Source organism: Staphylococcus petrasii, assembly GCF_002902565.1.
Classification (GTDB): Bacteria; Bacillota; Bacilli; order Staphylococcales; family Staphylococcaceae; genus Staphylococcus; species Staphylococcus petrasii.
This window is the reverse complement of the sequence record NZ_PPRC01000062.1, coordinates 1-20,987: the sequence shown is the minus strand read 5'-3', so window position 1 is coordinate 20,987 and position 20,987 is coordinate 1. Positions and strand designations below refer to the sequence as shown.

The window sequence follows — 20,987 nt, the reverse complement described above, 5'->3', positions numbered from 1 at the left end:
CGTATCCCCAACTTGCTTTGTTTGTAGACTTTCTTTTCGAAAGTCTCTATGTTGGGGCCCCGCCCACCAGGCAAGGATGACTAGATTTGAAAAAGCTTGCTTCAAGCGCATTTTCAAATCAGTCAGCTACTGCCAATATGTCAACGAAGGCTGAGACACTTTATTATTGTCCCAGCCGCTTTATTTTATATTTACAAGTCACAATATTCTTATAATTCTGATTTATCAAGTTCTGCTATAAATGCTTTTTCTAATTCTTCTACTTCTTCTTTTGAATCCCCATGCCAAATACAACCAAAACGTGATTTTACTTTATCTTCGCCGAACCATTCTCCATCATAATAAGATAACGGATAAAGCACGCCTTTTTTCACATATTTAAGAATGACATTAAAGAAGTGTTCATTATCTCCTCGAGAGAAATAACTATAAAACTTCTGATAATTAGGATTTAACTCATGTTGTAGTAAAAGCATGCTTGTAGAACCATTTTGTCTAAAGTTCAAATCAATAGCAAAGACATCACCATTTTTATCTAATAATAAATCAAATCCTGCTACACCAAAGAAACCTAGTTCCACGCCGTTTTCCATAATCTCGCGACCAGCATCAATTACTTTTTGTGGTACTTCATGAACATTTTCATTACCTGCATAAAAACCATATTCGTTCGTAATTTGATGTGCTGTACCGAGATATTTAATTCCTAATTCTTCTGAATAAGCGTATTGCACACAGTAATTTTTAACCGCTTCAATTTTCTGCTCAATAATTAAATTATCTGTTGCATCAGTCGCATCAAAAATTCGTTTTGTTGCTTTTTCTAAATCCTCTTCGTTATAACAAATCATTACGCCATATCCACCAGCAGTCGGTAACTCATCCCCTGGTTTAATTACAAATGGGAATGACCAATCTTTAACACGTGCTTTGAAATCATTAATAGCAACAATTTCTCGATCTGGTAAATAGTTATTGTTTGTCCATTCTGGTATACGTGCTTTGTTATTTAACGCGATAAATACCTCTTTATTGACAGCGTACGTATCTTCGTCAATCACATCATCACTATGAACATATTGGAAATAAATCTTTTTCCCTTTATCTTCAGCAATCTCATTTAATAAATGTTCATAAGTTTCACGATTATGAAACTTATAAATATGTTCAGGAATAGATTTACCGATAATATCAAATAATTGTTGTAATCTTTCCGTAGCGCTTGCTTCATGTACAATCATCGGCATCTTATCTGCAATAATCATTTCTCTTCCTGTTAAAAAGTTAGACTGATGTTCTTCAGGCTTAAGCCATGGATTTGCGATATATGAAGGTCTTGAATTATATACAATCGTTTCATCATATAAATCACTTAACGTCAACATAGGTCTTTTAGTGTTCTCTGCCATTATTTAATTTGCCCCTTTATATGAGAGTGCTGCTGAACAATATCATCAAACAATCCCTTATTTTCAATTAATTCTAAGCCCATTAAAGCTATTATTTTAGCCCCTCTAATTAATGCTTGATCACCATGAACACTAGCAGCTGCTTCTCTAAATCGATGCGTGTGACCAACTAAATTTCTAGACCCAATCTTCACGTGAGGGTGAATCGTAGGTACTATATGACTGACATTACCCGTATCTGTAGAACCGAAACCAAAATCATCATGACTTACTTCTTCGCCTACTTCGTTCGCATATTTTTCGAAAAGTTGATCAAGTTTAGGCGTCTTAATAAACTCATTTACACCATTTTGAATAGGTCCAAATTCATAATCACATCCCGTTTGAATCGCGGCACCTCTAGCAATTTGGTTTACTTTTTCAGTTAGTACGTCTAATTCTTTACGTGTTCTAGCACGTGTATAGAAACGTGCATGTGTAAAGTCAGGTATAATATTTGCCGCTTTACCGCCATCAAGGATGACACCATGCACACGTTGTCCTTTCTTAATATGTTGTCTTAGTTGAGCGACACCATTAAAGTAAGAAATCATAGCATCCAAAGCGTTCAATGCCTCGTCCGCATTTTCAGAAGCATGCGCGCTCTTACCATAAAATTTAATGTCTAATACATCAACGGCTAATGTGTTTATAGTTGGATATGTTTCATTACCAGGATGAATCATTAACGCTATGTCTATATCATCGATAACGCCAGCTTTCACATAGGAAGCTTTGGCACTACCGTTCTCACCGCCTTCTTCAGCAGGACAACCTAAAACGACCACTTTACCCCCAACATGGTCGACCACTTGTTTCAATGCTGAACCAGCTAATACGCTTGATGTTCCTATAATATTATGACCACATGCATGTCCTAATCCAGGTAATGCATCATATTCAGCTAAATAGCCAATCGTTGGTCCCTCTTTTTCCGAATCATAGGTAGCAATAAAGCCTGTAGCATGACCAGCAATATCAGTTTCAATGTCAAATCCATTGTCTTTTAATTTATCAATCAATGTTCTTGATGCAAATATTTCTTCGTTACCTAATTCAGGGCGTTCATGGATTCGATGACTAATTTCAACATAATCATATTTTTTATTCTCTATATAATCTAAAATTTCTTGTTTATTACTCATAAAATCATAACTCCCTTTTATAGCCGAAATTAACCTCACATTATAAGCTATGCTTAAGTCTTGGTTTAATCGTATTCAAATGAATTATTACCTATTTTATCGGATTTAATATCTATTGTCATTAAATTTATCTATATTTACAAAATTTTCTCACAATATTTATTAGAATGATTTCAAGCACATAGTATGCTGCCTCAGTTAGCAAAATTGTAAATACCGAGCGGTCTTGTTACAATCAACTTATTGAAGAAACTAAAATGATTATCTTATTTAGGAGGAACATTTATGCCAAAAATGAACGTTGAAAGCTTTAACTTAGATCATACTAAAGTAGTTGCACCATTTGTACGCTTAGCAGGCACAATGGAAGGTTTAAATGGAGATATTATTAAAAAATACGATATACGTTTCAAACAACCTAACAAAGAACATATGGAAATGCCTGGATTACATTCTTTAGAACACTTAATGGCTGAAAATATTAGAAACCATACTGATAAAGTAGTTGATTTAAGCCCAATGGGTTGTCAAACAGGTTTCTACGTATCATTCATTAATCATGATGATTACGATGATGTGTTAAACATTATTGAAAAAACATTAAATGATGTGTTAGAAGCTACTGAAGTACCTGCTTGTAATGAAGTACAATGCGGATGGGCTGCAAGCCACTCTCTAGAAGGGGCTAAAGAAATTGCTCAAGCATTCTTAGACAAACGCGATCAATGGAACGACGTTTTCGGAGAAGGTAAATAAAATTAAATTAACTAAAAAGAAATCACCGCTTCTTATTAACGATAGAAGAGGTGATTTTTTAGGTTTTTAATACAATTCTTGATATAAAACACTCATATTTTTTAACAAGACTCTTATGCTGACTATAAATGAACCTTAGTGGTAAGGCGTTCTAAGATAGATTACGAAACGTAGTTGCGAAGACTCCTAGGGGAGCAGTGCCAGTCGAAGATCGAGGCTGAGACGGCACTCCAGGAAGGCGTAGCAACTTAAGTAAGTGAACATCTATCTAAGAACGCCTTTAAATGAACATCCATTTAAAAGAATTTAAAGTTCTACTTATAATTTTTTAATAAGACCCATTAAAACAAATTGCAATGGTAATCTTAAATATAATGCCCATGTAGGCACTTGTTTATCACCTAATGGTAATTTTTTACGAGCCATATAAACATTAGCAGGAAAAACAGATAATAAGAATAAATTCATACCTTTTTTCAACCAATCTGCTGGTCGTTTAACTAATAACATAATGCCAAAGAAGATTTCAAAGACACCCGTTACTAACACTGCTGTTTTTTGTAATGGCAAATAATCTGGCACAATATTTCTAAATTGACGTTCATTAGTAAAATGTAAAACGCCTGCTGTACCAAACGCTAAGCCAAGTAAATAACGAAAGAATTTCATTAACGTTCAACTCCCATTTCTTTTAAATAACTTTTACCGAATTCCGGTAATTCTACGTTGAAGTTATCTGCGATAGTCGCCCCAATAGAACTAAATGTTGTATCACCAGATAATTCGTGGTATTCCTTAATTTTAGGGCTAAACATTAATACTGGAATATATTCACGCGTATGGTCTGTACCATCGGCAATTGGATCGTTACCATGGTCAGCAGTAATAATAACTAAATCATCTTCTTGTAAGTTATCAATTAATTCAGGTAAGCGTTCATCGAAATCTTTAATCGCTTGTGCATACCCTTCTTTATCACGACGATGACCATACAATGCATCAAAGTCAACTAAGTTCAAGAAACTAATACCATTGAAGTCTTTCTTAACTACTTCAATTAATTGATCCATGCCATCCATATTATTTTTCGTACGTATCGCTTCAGTTACGCCTTCGCCATCATAAATATCATTAATTTTACCAATTGCAATAACATCATAATCATTGTCTTTAAGACTATTCATAACTGTTTTACCAAATGGTTTTAACGCATAGTCATGACGGTTTGATGTACGTGTGAAGTTACCAGGTTCACCAACGTATGGACGAGCAATGACACGACCAATTAAATATTTAGGGTCTTTCGTTAACTCGCGAACCTTTTCGCAAATATCGTAAAGTTCTTCTAATGGAATAATATCTTCATGTGCAGCAATTTGTAGTACAGGATCAGCGCTTGTATAAACGATTAAATCCCCTGTCTTCATTTGATGTTCACCAAGTTCATCAATAATTGCAGTACCTGATGCCGGTTTATTAGCTACGACTTTACGTCCAGTCATTGATTCAATTTCTTGAATTAATTCATCAGGGAAGCCATTAGGATACACTTTGAAGGGTTGCATAATATTAAGCCCCATAATTTCCCAGTGGCCTGTCATCGTATCTTTACCTACAGAAGCTTCACTTAATTTAGTGTAGAATGCTCCTGGGTGTTCTACTTTATTTACAACAGGTAAATCGTCAATATTACCTAAACCTAAACGTTGTAAATTAGGTAATTCTTGATTGAAACCTTCTAATGTATGTTTAAGTGTATGTGATCCTTCATCGTTAAATGCTGCCGCATCTGGTCCTTCACCAATACCTACTGAGTCCATAACAATTAAATGTACTCTTTTAAAAGGTGTCGTCATAATGAAACACTCCTACTCTGTAATAATTTTATGAATTAAATTTGGTGCAGTTGCTTGGTCTTTAATTGTAATGCTTTCATCAAGTTTAGCAATCACATCATCAATATCTTCGCGATTACTATGAATCGTTAATAGCGAATCACCTTCATTGACGCTATCGCCTACTTTTTTATTTAATACAATACCTACACTTAAGTCGATATCGTCTTCTTTAGTTTGTCTACCAGCGCCTAACATCATTGATGCTACACCAATTTCATTAGCAACTAGTTCTGCTACTACACCGCTTGTTTTAGCTTTATAATCAATTTGATATTTCGCAGTTGGTAACTTTTCAGGCGCATCCACTACTGATGCATCGCCACCTTGGTTCTCTAAAAATGTCTTGAATTTAGCTAACGCCGAACCATCTTTAATAGCATCTAATAATAGTTGACGTGCTTGATCAAGCGAATCAGCTTTACCAGCAAGTACTACCATTTGAGAACCTAATGTTAACACTAATTCAGTTAAGTCTTCAGGCCCTTCACCTTGTAATGTATCAATCGCTTCTTTTAATTCTAAAGCATTACCGATAGCACGACCTAATGGTTGGCTCATATCTGAAATAATTGCCATTGTATTTCTACCAACATTATTACCGATACTTACCATAGCATGTGCTAAATTCTCAGCATCAGCAATTGTCTTCATAAATGCACCATTACCTGTTTTAACATCTAATACAATTGCGTCAGCGCCAGCAGCAATTTTCTTACTCATAATAGAAGAGGCGATTAATGGAATAGAGTTTACCGTACCAGTTACATCTCTTAATGCATATAATTTTTTATCTGCTGGTGTTAAGTTACCAGATTGTCCGATAACAGCAACTTGATTATCATTAACGAGTTTAATAAATTCCTCTTCTGAAATTTCAACATGGAAACCTTCAATTGATTCAAGTTTATCTATCGTACCACCTGTGTGACCTAAACCACGTCCACTCATTTTAGCAACTGGTACACCTACCGCTGCAACTAATGGCGCTAATACTAGTGTAGTCGTATCACCTACACCACCTGTTGAATGTTTATCAACTTTCACGCCATTAATTTGGGATAAATCAATGACATCTCCCGAATTAACCATTGCCATTGTTAAAGCTGCACGTTCTTCATCATCCATATCTTGGAAATAAATTGCCATCGCTAAACTTGAGGCTTGATAGTCTGGAATATCCCCTTTAGTATATCCCTCTACAAAGAATTCAATTTCTTCTTTTGTTAATGCTTTCCCATCACGTTTTTTCTCAATGATATCTACCATTCTCATCGTTCTGAACCCCTTTCTATAATGTTGTTTTCTCTAATTGCTGTCCTTTTCCTGAAAATTAATAATCAGAATCAGATTCTAAACCTTTAATAATTTGAACACCTGCACTAGCACCAATACGTGTAGCACCAGCATCAATCATCTTATTGAAATCTTCAAGGTTACGTACGCCTCCAGAAGCTTTCACTTCTAAATCATCGCCTACTGTGTCTTTCATTAATTTAACATCTTCAGGTGTAGCACCGCCTCCAGCGAAACCAGTTGATGTTTTAACAAAGTGAGCCCCTGCTTCTTTAGCTAATTCTGAAGCTTTTACTTTCTCGTCATCAGTTAATAAAACAGTTTCGATAATCACTTTGACTGTTTTACCATTAGCAGCGTTAACGACTTCTTGAATGTCATTCTTAACATCGTCATAACGTTTATCTTTAAGCGCACCAACATTGATTACCATGTCAATTTCTGAAGCACCGTTATCGATAGCATTTTTAGTTTCAAACACTTTAGTTTCTGTAGTTGTAGCACCTAAAGGGAAGCCAATCACTGTACAAACTAATACATCAGAACCTTGTAATTGCTCCGCTGAGTATTTAACATGTGTTGGGTTAACACAAATTGATTTGAAACCATATTCCTTAGCTTCTTTAATAATGTTATCGATTTGTTCACGTGTAGGTTCAGGCTTTAATAATGTGTGATCGATATATTTTGCGTAATTCATAGTATAGTCCTCCAATATGTTGTTAATAGTTATCATTTCGCCTATTTTTCAAAATAGTACCTCACTTATATAGTACAAAAATTCGCAAAAAAGTTAAACAAATGTTATCTTAATCTTAACTATGAATATTAAGGAGAAGATAGGAATGACAAATGGTACACCTCATATTCAACCTAAAGGAACTAAAATTGCTAAAACAGTTTTAATGCCTGGTGACCCTTTACGTGCAAAATATATTGCTGATAACTTCTTAGAAAACGTTGAACAGTTTAACGAAGTTCGTAATATGTTTGGCTATACTGGTACATATAAAGGGAAAGAAATTTCAGTGATGGGTTCAGGTATGGGTATTCCTAGTATCGGAATTTACTCTTATGAACTATATAATTTCTTTGATGTAGAAACAATTATTCGTGTAGGTTCATGTGGCGCATTACAAGAAGACGTAAATTTATATGATGTCATTATTGCACAAGCCACTTCAACTAATTCAAATTATGTAGATCAATTTAATATTCCAGGTCACTTTGCCCCAATTGCAGACTTCGAATTAGTTACAAAAGCTAAAAAAGCTGCAGATGATATTGGCGCAACAAGTCATGTTGGTAATATTCTTTCTTCAGATACTTTCTATAATGCTGACGCTACATTTAATGATAGCTGGCAAAAAATGGGTATCTTAGGTATTGAAATGGAATCAGCTGGCTTATATTTAAATGCTATCAGTGCTGGTAAAAAAGCTTTAGGTATCTTTACAGTAAGTGACCACATCTTAAGAGATGAAGCGACTACTGCTGAAGAACGTCAAACATCATTCACTCAAATGATGGAAATCGCTTTAGAAATCGCTGAATAATTTTTCTTTTTTTAAAAATAAAACGCTCGAATGTTTACGAACATTCGAGCGTTTTCTATATTCCAAATTTATACTAAATATGATTTTAACATCCAGTTGTGTTTATCTACTGATGTTTGCATACCGATAAACATATCTTCAGATACGTCATCGCCTGCGTCACCAGCAACTTTAATAGCTGTTTCTAATTGTTTTGAAATGTTAGTTAAATCTTTTGAGAATTCTTCAACCATTTCTTCAGCTTTATAGCCTTTTCCAGCTTCTTCAACAATTGAAAGCTCTAAGCTTTCTTTTAATGTACCAACTGGATTACCACCAATTGCTAAAATACGTTCAGCTAAATCATCTACATATTGACTAGCTTCATTATATAATTCTTCAAATTTAGCATGTAATGAGAAGAAGTTAGGTCCTTTTACATACCAATGGAAGTTATGCAATTTAGTATACGCTACTGTCCAGTTAGCAACTTGTTGGTTTAATTCTTTTACTACATCTTGTTGAGCCATTGAAATCTCTCCTTTAATTTATGTTTGTTCTCTCTATTTCAATGAATATTATATTATAATAATTCTAATCTGTAAACAGAAATGCCTTTATTTATTTATAATTATTATAATTTATATCATCGTATTTCGGTAATTATTCGCTAAAATTAAAGAATTCATTATCAATAATAGCCTAATATTATCATTTATCGTCTAACGTTTTATCAATTAAATCGATATTTTATCAATTACTTTCTTTCATCATTAATAAAGAATGATTTTTCATATTCATTTGGTTGATGCCAATGTGTCTTCCACATTCTATTACGATTATTAGCAAATAAGTTATAGCCGAAGTTTCTAATTGGAAGTGGCACCACTCTAATTAAGAATCCTAACCATTTATAATTTGGTAATTTTGTGATTAAAGTAGCAATTGCTGTAGATTTATATTCTAAATGATCACCTTGTTGTAATATAACGCTATTTCTATTTTTAGCCTCAGGATGTTGTTCAAATAAATTTTTACCCGCTTCACTATTTATAGTCGTAAATTCATAACTTTTTGGTAAGCCATGTTGAATTAACCAAATACAATAGTTATAGCAGTATACACATTTTCCATCATAATAAATGATTGGCATATCATTTCACCTTCCTCATAGTCATATTATTAATATTCCTTTAAAAAATTATTTTAAACACAAAAAACACTACCTAATAGTTACAGAACTTTGACTATTAGATAGTGTTTCATAAAATGTTAATCGTGATTTACTTTGACAATTCTTGTATATTTAAGAAATTGGGCTGAATATTTAAGTTTAATATCTTCAAGACGTTCATAAGTGACACCAATAATATGCCAATTTGGATTGAAGTGATAAAATGAATCTTTATTACGAGACCACTTCACCATATTTCCATCTTTATTATATCTAGGTAATGTAACTTCATACCCTTCTAAGACATTAATATAAGTCTGGAAGACATCCGGATCGATTCTATTGAAATTGTCGATTACTAAATAGCTTTTATCATTTTTAGGCATCAACTGCGTGATAAACCCTTCACGATAATATAAAGCTCCTGTTTCGTTAGGTAAATATTTACCGTATAACATATCTTCAGTAAAGTCAGGATGTCCACTAGTAATAACAGGATTAGCATTTGTTTTTTGTAATAAATTGTTTGCTGCTTTTAATCCTTCTTCACGTTTATCTACAACTAAAAGAATAAATGGTTTAATCGTTTCTTCATTCGCATCTGTAGCAAATTCAGTTTTTCTAATGGTTTCAAATGGAGATTTAATACCATCATTCTCACTCATCTCTAATATTGCGTCATATTGAGTTTGACTCAAACTGGCAATAGCTTGTTTAGCATTTTCTTGTAAGAAATAAAGATTTTTTAATTTAGGGTGCTTGTTTAACGCACCTAAAGTAACGGGAGTAATATTCTTTTCATAATAAATTTCAATAGCTGTACTATTTGTACGGCCAGCAATTGGAGGTTTCTCATGAATATGACGAGAAACTTCTCCTATCCCAACTACAGACTGTTCTTTATTTTTATTATAGAAGATAAGATTATCCCCAACTTCTAACTGATTATAAAAATGATAACCATTACGTTTGATACCGTTATATGTATGAGTATAAATCGTATAATATTCGCCTGGTTCAAATGTTTCAGTTTCAGATAAGAAGAAGTAACGAGGAAGTTTTTCTTGTCCCTTACCTAAAGCAATGATTAAATCATATTCATCTTTTGTTAATTGATTGATTAACGTTTCACGCATATTGTTCATACGAAACTCTAAAGCTTCACTACGTTTTAAGTAGTCTGTAGTTAATGGTTTTAACTCTTCATTAAACTCAAATTCTACTCTTATTTTATTTTGTGCTCCTGTTTGCACACTAATGATTTCTCCAATTCCTAATAAACCAGTATCTGTTTGGACTTGGTAAAAAATCACTTGATCCCCTGGTTTTGCTTTTTTGAATGCGCGAAAACCTTGAGTTGGATTAAATTGTGCCCCTGATTCAAATAAAGTGGTTTGACCTACTAAAGGCTCATTATGATTCCATCTCGTATAACCACAATTAAGCCAAAAGTAATTTACTTCTTCTGTCATCGAGAATCTCCTTTAATTTTAATTTAGTTAAATAATTAAGTAGTTGTATATTAAATAATTAGACTTTTGTTAAAGTTGCTTTATTTTTGAAAAAATTAAATATTAATATATTGATAGTTGCATAGTAGTCTTTTTATTAAATTATTCTATCATATTTTAGTTGTTTAATAATCTGTTTATCAACCAGTTTTAAACATTTTCAATGAATAAATGTCATTCCTTGGACATCTATATCACTGTAACTATTTTATAACAAAAAAATAGAACAAGAATCTATAATTTCATAGCTATAACGCAAATTATAAATTCTTGTTCTCATAATTATTGGACAACTAATAAACTGCCTAAAAGTGGCATAACGTTAATCATAATGCCACCTAATTTTAACATTGCGCTTAAATCTTTATCTTTAATTGTTAAAATAGCACTAATTATTCCTACAATTGATACTAATCTAGGAATGGCTAGAGATGGATAATTAGGTACATGGAAGAATATACCTACACCTGATATTACGCCACAAATTAAAGATATGTATAGAAATTGTTTCATAAAAACACTCCTAGACTAATTTCACTATTAAATAGTATTCACTATATATAACTGATAATTAAAGTAAAATTACCTTCAAACACACTATCTAAATCTTCAGAAGTTAAAATAAAATTAGAACCTTTTTCTAACTTGAAAATTTCTCCGTCTGTAATTATATTTCCTTCGCCTTCTAACACTGATACTAAACAAAATTCTCTAGGCTTCATGTAATTTAACGTTCCGCTAACTTCCCATTTCACCATTGTAAAGAAATCATTTGAAACGATATGACTACATTTGTGATTTTCAATGATTTCATTTTCTGGAATCACACTAGGTATTTCTGCTAAAAACTGTGTGACATCCAATGCTTTTTGAATTTCAAGTTGTGTGTCATCATTACGGTTTCTATTGTAGTCATATAAACGATAAGAAATGTCAGAGGATTGCATTGTTTCATATGCTGTTATCCCTGCACCAATAGAATGAATCGTTCCAGCTGGAATAAAATAAAATTCACCAGGTTTCACTTTAACTTTTCTTAAATTGTCTAATAACGTATTGCTTTCAATTGCACGTTGAAGTTCTTCTTTAGTTTCCAGCGTTGTTCCAAGTATAATTTCTGCATCTTCCTCAGCATCAATAATATACCAACATTCTGATTTACCATATTGTCCATTTTCAAATTCATAAGCATAAGCATCATCAGGATGCACCGGCGCTTTCGCATCTACAATCTTACATAGAAGCGGAAAGTCTTTACTTGGAAATTCCCCAAACAATTCTCTATGATCATTCCAAACTTGGTCTAATGTTTGACCAGCATAAGGCCCATTAAGAATAACATTACGCCCATTCGGATGTGCTGAAATTCCCCAACACTCTCCTGTATGTTCGCTTGGGATTTCATAGTTGAATTGACGTAATTGGTTACCGCCCCATACTTTTTCATGAAAAATAGGCTTTAAAAATAATGGCATCGTTACACCCCCTAAAAACCTACTTATTACGTAGCTTAGTTATTTATAAAATCGTATCCAAAATTTAATATGTATAGTAAATATTTAATTTAAACTAATGAATAAACCTTTTTTATTATAAATTACTGTTAATAATTTATAGAAAATAGTGAGATTTAAAAAATCACTTATGTATTTATTATATCAATTTTGAAGTACTTTTAATAGAAGTTCTTTACACAATAAAAGTAAGGGGGAGCAGAACAGAAATTAAAATAATTTCGGCGTATCCCCAACTCGCGTTGACCGTAGACTTTCTTTTTCGAAAGTCTCTTTGTTGGGGCCCCGCTCCCCGGCAAGGATGACTAGGTTTGAAAAAAGCTTGATTCAAGCGTATTTTTAAACCAGTCAGCTACTGCCAATATGTAAATGAAGGCTGAGACACTCAATTAGTGTCCCAGCCTCTTTACTCTATATAAAAGTTTACTCAAAATTAACGCTTTATTGGAAACGAGATAATGCATCTTGGATAGATTGATCACCAGTAATAATTTGGAATTCTTGATTTTGATATTTCCCTTCAGAAGTCACAACTTCTTTTAATACTGATGCTACATCTTCACGTGGAATAACGCCTCTACCATCAAAGTATAAGTCCGCTTCAATTTGTCCAGTTCCTTCTTCGTCTTTCAAACCACCTGGGTGCACAATTGTATAAGTCACACCAGATTCTCTTAAATGATTGTCTGCATAGTGTTTAGCGATAGTATATGGTTTTAAATCGCCACTCGGATCAAAGGCTTCACGTCTTGAGTCGTAAGTAGAAACCATTACAAAATGTTTAACATTTGCTTTTTTACTAGCTTCAATAGCTTTAACAGCGCCATCTAAATCAACAATAATTGTTTTGTCAGCACCAGTGCTGCCACCAGAACCAACTGAAAAGATAACTTTATCAAAGCCATTAAATTTTTCTGTTAATTCTTCAATACTGTCTTTTTCAACATCTACTAAAGTAGCTTCAATATTTTGTTCTTTTAATGATAATACTTGTTCTTCTTTACGCACACCAGCTGTAAAAGTCACATTATCATCTTTTAATTGTTGAACTAATTTAGAACCTACGCCACCATTTGCGCCAATAACTAGAATACTCATAAAAACTCGTCCTCCTTCGTGAATGTTTATAATTAATGCATACCACTCTATATGGTTAATAAAACTTCAATATTCAATTTGACATTTTCACAGAGAGCTAATATATTAATATATGAAAATACATTCATATATTAATATGTAAGGCGTGATATTATGACTGCTCATTTTTCAGAGTATGTAACAGAAAATAAAGATAATGAAGTGACATTAACTAGAGTAACTGAAATATTTAAAGCGTTGAGTGATTATAATAGATTAAGAATTATGGAATTACTTCAAGAAGGCGAAGCAAGCGTGGGACACATTACACATACTTTAAACTTATCACAATCAAATGTGTCACATCAGTTAAAGATTTTAAAACAAGCGCATCTTGTTAAGTCTTCTAGACAAGGTCAATCAATGATTTACTCAATTGATGATCAACATGTTTCTACTTTATTAAAACAAGCAATCCATCATGCTCAACATCCAAGAGGTGAACATTAACATGGCAAACCATTCTCATTCTCATGCACATGCGCATAGCCACGTGCATACAAACAATAAAAAAATTTTAGCAATTTCATTTATGATTATCGGTCTATTCATGGTGATCGAAATTATAGGTGGTTTCATTGCTAATAGCTTAGCCCTACTCTCTGATGGGCTCCATATGTTTAGTGATACTGTGTCGCTCGGGGTAGCTTTAGTAGCTTTCATTTACGCGGAGAAAAATGCCACTACTACTAAAACATTTGGTTATAAACGTTTCGAGGTTCTGGCTGCCCTATTCAATGGAATAACTTTATTCGTCATTAGTATCATTATTATTGTTGAAGCGATAAAACGATTTTTCGCACCACCAGAAGTACAATCTACGGAAATGTTTATTATTAGTGTGATTGGATTAATTGTAAACATTGTAGTAGCTATCATCATGTTTAAAGGTGGCGATACTTCACACAATTTAAACATGCGAGGCGCATTTATCCATGTCCTAGGTGATTTATTAGGTTCAATTGGTGCTATTGTTGCTGCCCTTCTTATTTGGGCTTTTAATTTCACTATTGCTGACCCTATTGCAAGTATTCTCGTATCTCTTTTAATTTTAAAAAGTGCATATGGCATCACGCTTTCATCTTTAAACATTTTAATGGAAGGTACGCCAAGTGACGTAGATTTAGAGAAAGTTATTTCAGCCATCACATCACACAAAGATATTCAGAATGTTCATGACTATCATGTATGGACAATTTCTAATGATATGAATGCTTTGAGTTGCCATGCTGTAGTTAGCGAATCTCTCACTGTTGAAAAATGCGAACAAATACTTGAAGAGATAGAACACGATTTGAGTCATTTAAATATTCAACATATGACTATTCAACTTGAAACACCTAAACATAAACATGATGATTCAATATTATGTTCAGGTTTACACCATGAACATGACCACCAGCATTCCCATAAACATTAATTAATATATTAATAGCCGAGTGGCGATACACGTCGTATTGTCACTCGGCTTAATTTTTGCTTATAAAAATTGATCAAAAATAAGTTGTTTTGCTGGTACTTTCTTTTCCTTGAAGCCTTGTAGAAATTCTTCATTATCATACGCTAATTTTACTCTTTCTACTGAGCATCTATTTTCTGTAACTGTTACAATGCCATAAACTGTATTAGCGCCATTGTTAAGACCTACTGAACCAGGATTGAAATAAATTGTTTCATTATCATCATATAAATGTAATTGGTGATTATGACCAAATGCTATAAAATCTGCTTCTTTATCATTAAATAACTCTTTGATGCTTTCTTTTTCATTACTTACTATAGGACTGAAAGGTTGTTCATCAATTCTTGTTTCAAATTTATCATTTTCAATTTCGTAATGAATAAAGAGGAATTTTTTCCCACAAATAGTAGTTTCAATTCGTCTAGGAAGTAAATTTAATTGGTCAAAGTAGTCTTCATCCATATGACTTTCAATCCACTGATGATGTTCGTAAAATTTATCTTTCAAATCCTCAGGGTAAGGTGTGTTATTTACTAACGACATTACCGCTTCATCATGATTTCCGGCAATAATTTCCATATCGTCACGATCAAATATGGTATCTAATACTTTATTAGTTTCATGACCAATGCCAATGTTGTCACCGAGGTTATAAATTTTATCAATATCTCCTCTATTATCAATATCTTCTAAAACAGTTTGTAGCGCATCAAAGTTGCCATGTACATCAGTAATAATCGCAAATTTCATAGTTCATTCTCCCTTCAAATTTAATCATTAGGACATTTTAACACTTAATATTTAAATTTGTTAGATATTAATTTAAAAAACTCGTAAATTTTGATATTGTGTTTATATTACAGTAAAGGAGTGCTTATATTGTTTAACTATCATAGTTTGGCATTTAAAAATGCTAAATCGCAAATTTTAAAAACTATTCTATTTAGTATAGTTAGTTTTCTAATTGTATTTGCGATCTTTGTTGTTGCTAGAACATTCTTTATTCAATCATTTATGCAAATGCAAATAGCAGCACAATTTCAACAACCAACTGGTTTACCATTATTTACAATAATTTTAATACTTGTTTTAGGATTACTTTTCTTTATTTTTGCAGGTTATCAATTACTTGCAGGTGCTTTTAATGTAATGGCTAAAGCAATAAAAAGAGAAAACGTTAGTTTTTCAGATTTATTTTTTGCTTTCAAAAAAGATAAATATGTTAAAAGTGTTATCTTAGCACTACTTTCAATTGTGTTATACATCCTCATGTATTTAATCACAATGGGCTTAAACTTCTTATTTAATAAAGCTTTAAACCCAATACTTACTTCATTGCAACAATCAGTAAGTACTTCTGATCATGCAATTGGAATTTTATTAACTGTACAAATTATATTTGTTATTATTATGGGACTAATTTTATCATTAGTTTATTGGTTCTTCTTTATTTGGATGATTAATTCTGCAGTATCATTATCACAAAATAATGGATTAAGTGCGATTAACCACTTTAAAGAAGGCTTTAAAGGTATTAAAAATGGTAATAAAACTTGGTTAAAATTCTTTATTGCAATTATTTTAATCAATTTAGTCATTATCCTTATTTCTCAACCATTAGCTACTTTAATCTCAATATCAACAGCTAATATGTCACAAAAAGCTGCACAAGTGATTATGATTGTTGCTGAAGTTATTATTTTAGTGTTACGTTTTGTTCTTTATTTCGTAATTCTTATGGGTATTGTTCAATATTTCTTAAAACGTGGAGAAAAATTAGACAAAACTCGTAAAAAGAAAAAATTAAATAAAGATGAGAAAAAGCAAAAAACAACTCATAACGATTCACTAAATAATGAAGCAAAAGAATCTACAAGTGTTAATGATAAAATTAAAAATCAATCTGAAGTGGTAACAGATAAAGTTAACCAACATTCAGATAAAAAATAACATATATGTTTAATAAAAATCATCGGCTCATTATTGCCGATGATTTTTTATACCCTTATTTTAAGAATTTTTCCTCTAAATACAATGCTGCACCATCTTCTTCATTTGTTAATGGCGTAACGTCATCTGTTAATTCTTTAATTTCTGGACGCGCATTCTTCATGGCTACACAATATCCCCCAAAAGCAAACATAGCTCTATCATTATCGCTATCGCCAATAACAAGTGTTTCCTCTTGTTTAATATTAAAATGTTCAATCATCTCTTTAATACCTGTACCTTTATCAGTGTTATAGGCCATCGTCTCAGCATTAAATCTTGATGAATTAGACACACTAATATTTAATAATACTTTATTTTGAATTAATTCATCTCTAAAGTTTGTAATTTTATTTAAGTTATCACTGAATAAATAAATTTTAGCAAATTGATCTTCTACAATTTCTTCCTGCCAATCTATCTTTCCTCCCATAGCATCTCTACGTGACTTCCATTCACTTTCGCTTACATTATTTGGAGGTGTATCTCCTTGAATCATTTCATTCATCCATGGTTTATCTTCTTTTAAAGCAATACGCATTTTATCAAATGGAAATACTTCATAATAAATATGTTGTTGTTGCGCTAAACTCACGATTTTTTTCACACTATCTGTTAATAGACTATGTTGGAATAAATTTTTACCATCTATTTCCCCACTAGTGCCATTTGAACTGATAATACCGTCTACTTTAAATCCTTGAGGTACTAAGTTTTCAATTTCAGAATATGAACGGCCTGTAGCTAAAAATACTTTTAACCCTTTATCTCTTAAAGCATCAATAACTTCTTTTGTTTTAAGAGAAGCTTGGTTATTTTCATGCAAAATTGTGCCATCCATATCTAAAAATATAGCTTTTGTTTTCTCTGTCATTATTTATGTACCCTCCGTATAATTTTCATCATTTTTATTCTTTAAAAATAAACTCCAACGTTGATGGTATTTTACTACTTCTACGTTCACCTTAAACATTCGAGACATTATGTCACTATTAAGAATATCGCTAATATCTCCTTGTTTAAAGCATTTCCCTTCCTTTAATAAAAATATTTTATCAAATAACGGAATAACTTCTTCAATGAAATGTGTCACGTAAATGATAGAAAGTGTGGAATATGCTTGATTTAATCGTTCTAAGGTAGCAAATAGCGTTTCTCGTGCAATGAAATCTAAACCTGAAGCAGGTTCATCTAAAATAAGCATCTTAGGATGATTCATTAATGCGCGTGCAATCATTACCTTTTGTTTTTGACCCGTAGATAGATATCCTAGAAATTGATGTTGGAAATCATACATCCCCACTATTTGTAATAAAGTTTCAGCTTCTTTAACTAACGCTTCATTTACTTCCTCATAAACGCCTATAGATTTAAATGCACCGCTTATAACAACATCTAATACAGTTTCACCTTCTTGAAACTTTTCTAATAAACTTGAAGACACATATCCTATTTGCTCCCTAACCTTTGTAGCAGAGTAGCCCTGACGTCCTGGTTGCATCCCAAAAAGATTAATAGCGCCATCAGTAATAGAATCATATCCGTTTAATATATTTAACAACGTAGTTTTACCGGCACCATTTAAACCGTATAATACCCATTTATCACCTTCATTGATTTCCCACGACAATTGATTAAGAATTAATTTACCTTGCTTCTTTTTACTAATATTTTCCAAAGATATTAACATCAAAACGCCCCATCTCACAATAATAATATTGTAAGACAATTCAGATAATTATTCAAAATCAATTTCATCCTTAAATAAGTAAATTTGGATAAAAAAACAGCCTAATGAGTTACCTCATTAGACTGTTAAATAGCTAAGATTAATACAAGCTATTATTCAACTGTTACTGATTTAGCTAAGTTACGTGGTTTATCTACGTCTAAGCCTCTGTGTAATGCAGCATAGTAAGAAATTAATTGTAATGTAACTACTGATACTAATGGTGTTAATAATTCATGTACATGAGGGATAACATACGTATCGCCTTCTTTTTCTAAGCCTTCCATAGAAATGATACATGGGTTTGCACCACGAGCTACAACTTCTTTAACATTACCACGAATTGATAAGTTAACTTTTTCTTGAGTTGCTAAAGCAATAACTGGAGTACCTTCTTCAATTAACGCGATTGTACCGTGTTTTAATTCTCCACCAGCAAATCCTTCAGCTTGGATATATGAAATCTCTTTAAGTTTTAATGCGCCTTCTAAACTTACATTGTAGTCCATTGTACGTCCAATGAAGAAAGCGTTACGAGTCGATTCTAAGAAATCTGTCGCAATTTGTTCCATTTTAGGTGTATCATCTACAATTGTTTCAATTGCAGTTGTTACTTTTGCTAATTCTCTTAATAAATCAATGTCATTGTTACGGCCATGTTCTTTAGCTACTACTTGTGAAAGAATAGATAACACAGCAATTTGAGCTGTATAAGCTTTAGTAGATGCTACAGCAATTTCAGGACCTGCATGTAATAATAATGTGTGGTCCGCTTCACGTGATAATGTTGAACCAGCAACGTTTGTTACTGTTAATGATTTATGACCTAGTTTATTTGTTTCAACTAATACAGCACGGCTGTCTGCTGTTTCACCTGATTGTGAAATGTAAATGAATAAAGGTTTTTCAGAAAGTAAAGGCATGTTATAAACGAATTCTGAAGCAACGTGTACTTCAGTAGGTACGCCAGCCCATTTTTCTAAATATTCTTTACCTACTAAACCAGCGTGGTAACTTGTACCTGCTGCAATAACGTAAATGCGGTCAGCAGCTGCAACATCTTTAACGATTTCAGGGTCGATTTTAAGATCGCCATTTTCATCTTCGTATTCTTGAATAATACGACGCATTACAGCTGGTTGTTCGTTAATTTCTTTTAACATATAGTGATCATAAATACCTTTTTCTGCATCTGAAGCATCAATTTGTGCAGTATAAGTTTCACGATCTTGTACGTTACCTTCTTGGTCTTTGATAGTTACGCTATCTTTTTTAACGATAACAATTTCATGGTCGTGGATTTCTTTATATTGATTTGTAACTTTAATCATTGCTAAAGCATCTGAAGCAATAACGTTAAATCCTTCACCTACACCTACTAATAAAGGTGATTTGTTTTTAGCAACATAAATTGTATCTTCATCTTGGTTGTCTAATAAACCTAAAGCATATGAACCATGTAATAAAGATACTACTTTAGTAAATGCTTCTTCAGTTGTTAAACCTTCATTTGAGAAGTATTCAACTAATTGAACAATAATTTCAGTATCTGTTTCAGATTTGAAATCAATATCTTTTAAATATTCATTTTTTAATTCTTCATAGTTTTCAATTACACCGTTGTGTACAAGTGTAAAACGTTCATTATTTGATTGGTGTGGATGAGAGTTAACTGTACTTGGTACACCATGTGTAGCCCAACGAGTATGACCAATACCTACATGACCATCGATATCGTTGCTGTCTGCTACTTTTCTTAATTCTGCAATACGACCTTTTTCTTTAAATACAGATGTACCGTCTTCGTTAACTACTGCAATCCCTGCAGAGTCGTAACCTCTGTATTCTAATTTTTCTAAACCTGCTAATAATAATTCCTTAGCATTATCATAACCAATATAACCTACAATTCCGCACATAAAAATTTCCTCCGTCAATTAATGGCAAATAAATTTTATCTGTTTTATAAAATTTATATATCTAAAGGCCAGTAATAAGATTAATCTTTATTTTCCCCAATATTTACTTAACCTTTTTGCCATTTCTATTTCTATTTTTGTTTGATAAAGTTAGACATTCTTATTATTTTTGTGCATTTAGTCACCTAAATGTTTTAATAATAAGCTTACGAATGTGTCGCATCCGGAATAGCATCCGCCGATATACTCGATGACTATTCTCCTCGTCTACAAAGCCATTAATTTATCTATAAGAATTCTCATATTTAATTCTTAATTATCAATAAATAATGCCTTGTCCTGGCGCTTTATATAGTTATTCTACTTTCCTCCTTCCAATATTATTTATTTTACACTGTATAAACAAATGATTACAAATAATTTCACAACAAAATTGTATACTTTTAAAGAATATAAGTTTTATAACTTACTAAAATA

At 32.3% G+C, this 20,987-nt stretch carries 21 protein-coding genes; 5 read left to right on the top strand and 16 right to left on the bottom strand.

The features are described from left to right. Nucleotides 1-209: 209 nt before the first annotated feature. Together ldmS and CD127_RS09830 are read right to left on the bottom strand one after the other, a co-directional pair. Entirely contained in the window at nucleotides 210-1,409 is a 1,200-nt protein-coding gene (gene ldmS / locus CD127_RS09835; RefSeq protein WP_103366585.1) for an L-aspartate--L-methionine ligase LdmS, read from the bottom strand. Continuing rightward, the gene (locus CD127_RS09830; protein WP_103366584.1) at nucleotides 1,409-2,593 is read right to left on the bottom strand and encodes a M20 family metallopeptidase; all 1,185 of its coding nucleotides are present in this window, start codon (nucleotides 2,591-2,593) and stop codon (nucleotides 1,409-1,411) included. The genes ldmS and CD127_RS09830 overlap by 1 nt, the downstream gene beginning before the upstream one ends. Nucleotides 2,594-2,878: 285 nt before the next feature. Between CD127_RS09830 and CD127_RS09825 the strand changes: the two genes are divergently transcribed. Continuing rightward, nucleotides 2,879-3,349 carry an S-ribosylhomocysteine lyase gene (locus CD127_RS09825; RefSeq protein ID WP_103366583.1) on the top strand — a complete coding sequence of 157 codons (471 nt, stop codon included), beginning with the start codon at nucleotides 2,879-2,881 and terminating at the stop codon, nucleotides 3,347-3,349. A 318-nt stretch (nucleotides 3,350-3,667) separates the two neighbouring features. Here CD127_RS09825 and CD127_RS09820 read toward each other — a convergent pair whose 3' ends face one another. The 4 genes from CD127_RS09820 to deoC are packed head-to-tail and all read right to left on the bottom strand — an operon-like array spanning nucleotide 3,668 to nucleotide 7,240. Next, the gene (locus tag CD127_RS09820) at nucleotides 3,668-4,018 is read right to left on the bottom strand and encodes a DoxX family protein (RefSeq protein WP_103366582.1); all 351 of its coding nucleotides are present in this window, start codon (nucleotides 4,016-4,018) and stop codon (nucleotides 3,668-3,670) included. Continuing rightward, complete coding sequence (gene deoB / locus CD127_RS09815) at nucleotides 4,018-5,205, bottom strand: phosphopentomutase (RefSeq protein WP_103366581.1); 1,188 nt, start codon at nucleotides 5,203-5,205, stop codon at nucleotides 4,018-4,020. Before deoB ends, CD127_RS09820 begins: the two co-directional genes overlap by 1 nt. Before the next feature lie 12 nt (nucleotides 5,206-5,217). Further along, nucleotides 5,218-6,519, bottom strand: a complete 1,302-nt coding sequence (locus CD127_RS09810) for a pyrimidine-nucleoside phosphorylase (RefSeq protein WP_103366580.1) — start codon at nucleotides 6,517-6,519, stop codon at nucleotides 5,218-5,220. A gap of 58 nt (nucleotides 6,520-6,577) precedes the next feature. Then, nucleotides 6,578-7,240 (bottom strand): deoxyribose-phosphate aldolase, encoded by a 663-nt coding sequence (deoC, locus tag CD127_RS09805; RefSeq protein ID WP_103366579.1) that lies wholly within the window; start codon nucleotides 7,238-7,240, stop codon nucleotides 6,578-6,580. Between the two features lie 145 nt (nucleotides 7,241-7,385). Between deoC and deoD the strand changes: the two genes are divergently transcribed. After that, the gene (gene deoD, locus CD127_RS09800) at nucleotides 7,386-8,096 is read left to right on the top strand and encodes a purine-nucleoside phosphorylase (protein ID WP_103366578.1); all 711 of its coding nucleotides are present in this window, start codon (nucleotides 7,386-7,388) and stop codon (nucleotides 8,094-8,096) included. Between the two features lie 68 nt (nucleotides 8,097-8,164). On the opposite strand, the gene CD127_RS09795 is transcribed toward deoD, so the two are convergent. The 6 genes from CD127_RS09795 to CD127_RS09770 form a co-directional block, all read right to left on the bottom strand. Continuing rightward, the gene (locus CD127_RS09795; protein ID WP_103366577.1) at nucleotides 8,165-8,605 is read right to left on the bottom strand and encodes a Dps family protein; all 441 of its coding nucleotides are present in this window, start codon (nucleotides 8,603-8,605) and stop codon (nucleotides 8,165-8,167) included. Nucleotides 8,606-8,832: 227 nt separating this feature from the next. Continuing rightward, nucleotides 8,833-9,228 carry a thiol-disulfide oxidoreductase DCC family protein gene (locus tag CD127_RS09790; protein ID WP_103366576.1) on the bottom strand — a complete coding sequence of 132 codons (396 nt, stop codon included), beginning with the start codon at nucleotides 9,226-9,228 and terminating at the stop codon, nucleotides 8,833-8,835. 119 nt (nucleotides 9,229-9,347) lie between these two features. Beyond that, the gene (locus CD127_RS09785) at nucleotides 9,348-10,721 is read right to left on the bottom strand and encodes an EVE domain-containing protein (RefSeq protein WP_103298822.1); all 1,374 of its coding nucleotides are present in this window, start codon (nucleotides 10,719-10,721) and stop codon (nucleotides 9,348-9,350) included. Between the two features lie 321 nt (nucleotides 10,722-11,042). Then, nucleotides 11,043-11,273: a hypothetical protein gene (locus tag CD127_RS09780; RefSeq protein ID WP_103298823.1), complete on the bottom strand. Its 231-nt coding sequence runs from the start codon at nucleotides 11,271-11,273 to the stop codon at nucleotides 11,043-11,045. 41 nt (nucleotides 11,274-11,314) lie between these two features. Next, a complete protein-coding gene (locus CD127_RS09775; protein ID WP_103366575.1) occupies nucleotides 11,315-12,235 on the bottom strand; it encodes a type I phosphomannose isomerase catalytic subunit in 921 nt (306 codons plus the stop codon). 480 nt (nucleotides 12,236-12,715) lie between these two features. Continuing rightward, complete coding sequence (locus tag CD127_RS09770) at nucleotides 12,716-13,372, bottom strand: SDR family oxidoreductase (protein WP_103366574.1); 657 nt, start codon at nucleotides 13,370-13,372, stop codon at nucleotides 12,716-12,718. A 153-nt stretch (nucleotides 13,373-13,525) separates the two neighbouring features. On the opposite strand from CD127_RS09770, the gene CD127_RS09765 reads away from it, so the two are divergent. Then, nucleotides 13,526-13,861, top strand: coding sequence for an ArsR/SmtB family transcription factor (locus tag CD127_RS09765; RefSeq protein WP_103366573.1), 336 nt, complete (start codon nucleotides 13,526-13,528; stop codon nucleotides 13,859-13,861). 1 nt (nucleotide 13,862) lies between these two features. After that, the gene (czrB, locus tag CD127_RS09760; protein WP_103366572.1) at nucleotides 13,863-14,831 is read left to right on the top strand and encodes a CDF family zinc efflux transporter CzrB; all 969 of its coding nucleotides are present in this window, start codon (nucleotides 13,863-13,865) and stop codon (nucleotides 14,829-14,831) included. A 60-nt stretch (nucleotides 14,832-14,891) separates the two neighbouring features. On the opposite strand, the gene CD127_RS09755 is transcribed toward czrB, so the two are convergent. Further along, nucleotides 14,892-15,623, bottom strand: coding sequence for a metallophosphoesterase family protein (locus tag CD127_RS09755; protein WP_103366571.1), 732 nt, complete (start codon nucleotides 15,621-15,623; stop codon nucleotides 14,892-14,894). 129 nt (nucleotides 15,624-15,752) lie between these two features. On the opposite strand from CD127_RS09755, the gene CD127_RS09750 reads away from it, so the two are divergent. Next, entirely contained in the window at nucleotides 15,753-16,823 is a 1,071-nt protein-coding gene (locus tag CD127_RS09750) for an EscU/YscU/HrcU family type III secretion system export apparatus switch protein (RefSeq protein WP_103366570.1), read from the top strand. 55 nt (nucleotides 16,824-16,878) lie between these two features. Here CD127_RS09750 and CD127_RS09745 read toward each other — a convergent pair whose 3' ends face one another. The 3 genes from CD127_RS09745 to glmS all read right to left on the bottom strand — a co-directional run bounded on the left by CD127_RS09745 (nucleotide 16,879) and on the right by glmS (nucleotide 20,510). Then, nucleotides 16,879-17,736, bottom strand: a complete 858-nt coding sequence (locus CD127_RS09745; RefSeq protein WP_103366569.1) for an HAD family hydrolase — start codon at nucleotides 17,734-17,736, stop codon at nucleotides 16,879-16,881. 3 nt (nucleotides 17,737-17,739) lie between these two features. Beyond that, nucleotides 17,740-18,552 (bottom strand): ABC transporter ATP-binding protein, encoded by an 813-nt coding sequence (locus tag CD127_RS09740; RefSeq protein WP_103366568.1) that lies wholly within the window; start codon nucleotides 18,550-18,552, stop codon nucleotides 17,740-17,742. Between the two features lie 152 nt (nucleotides 18,553-18,704). Next, a complete protein-coding gene (glmS, locus tag CD127_RS09735; protein ID WP_103366567.1) occupies nucleotides 18,705-20,510 on the bottom strand; it encodes a glutamine--fructose-6-phosphate transaminase (isomerizing) in 1,806 nt (601 codons plus the stop codon). Nucleotides 20,511-20,987 lie beyond the last annotated feature (477 nt).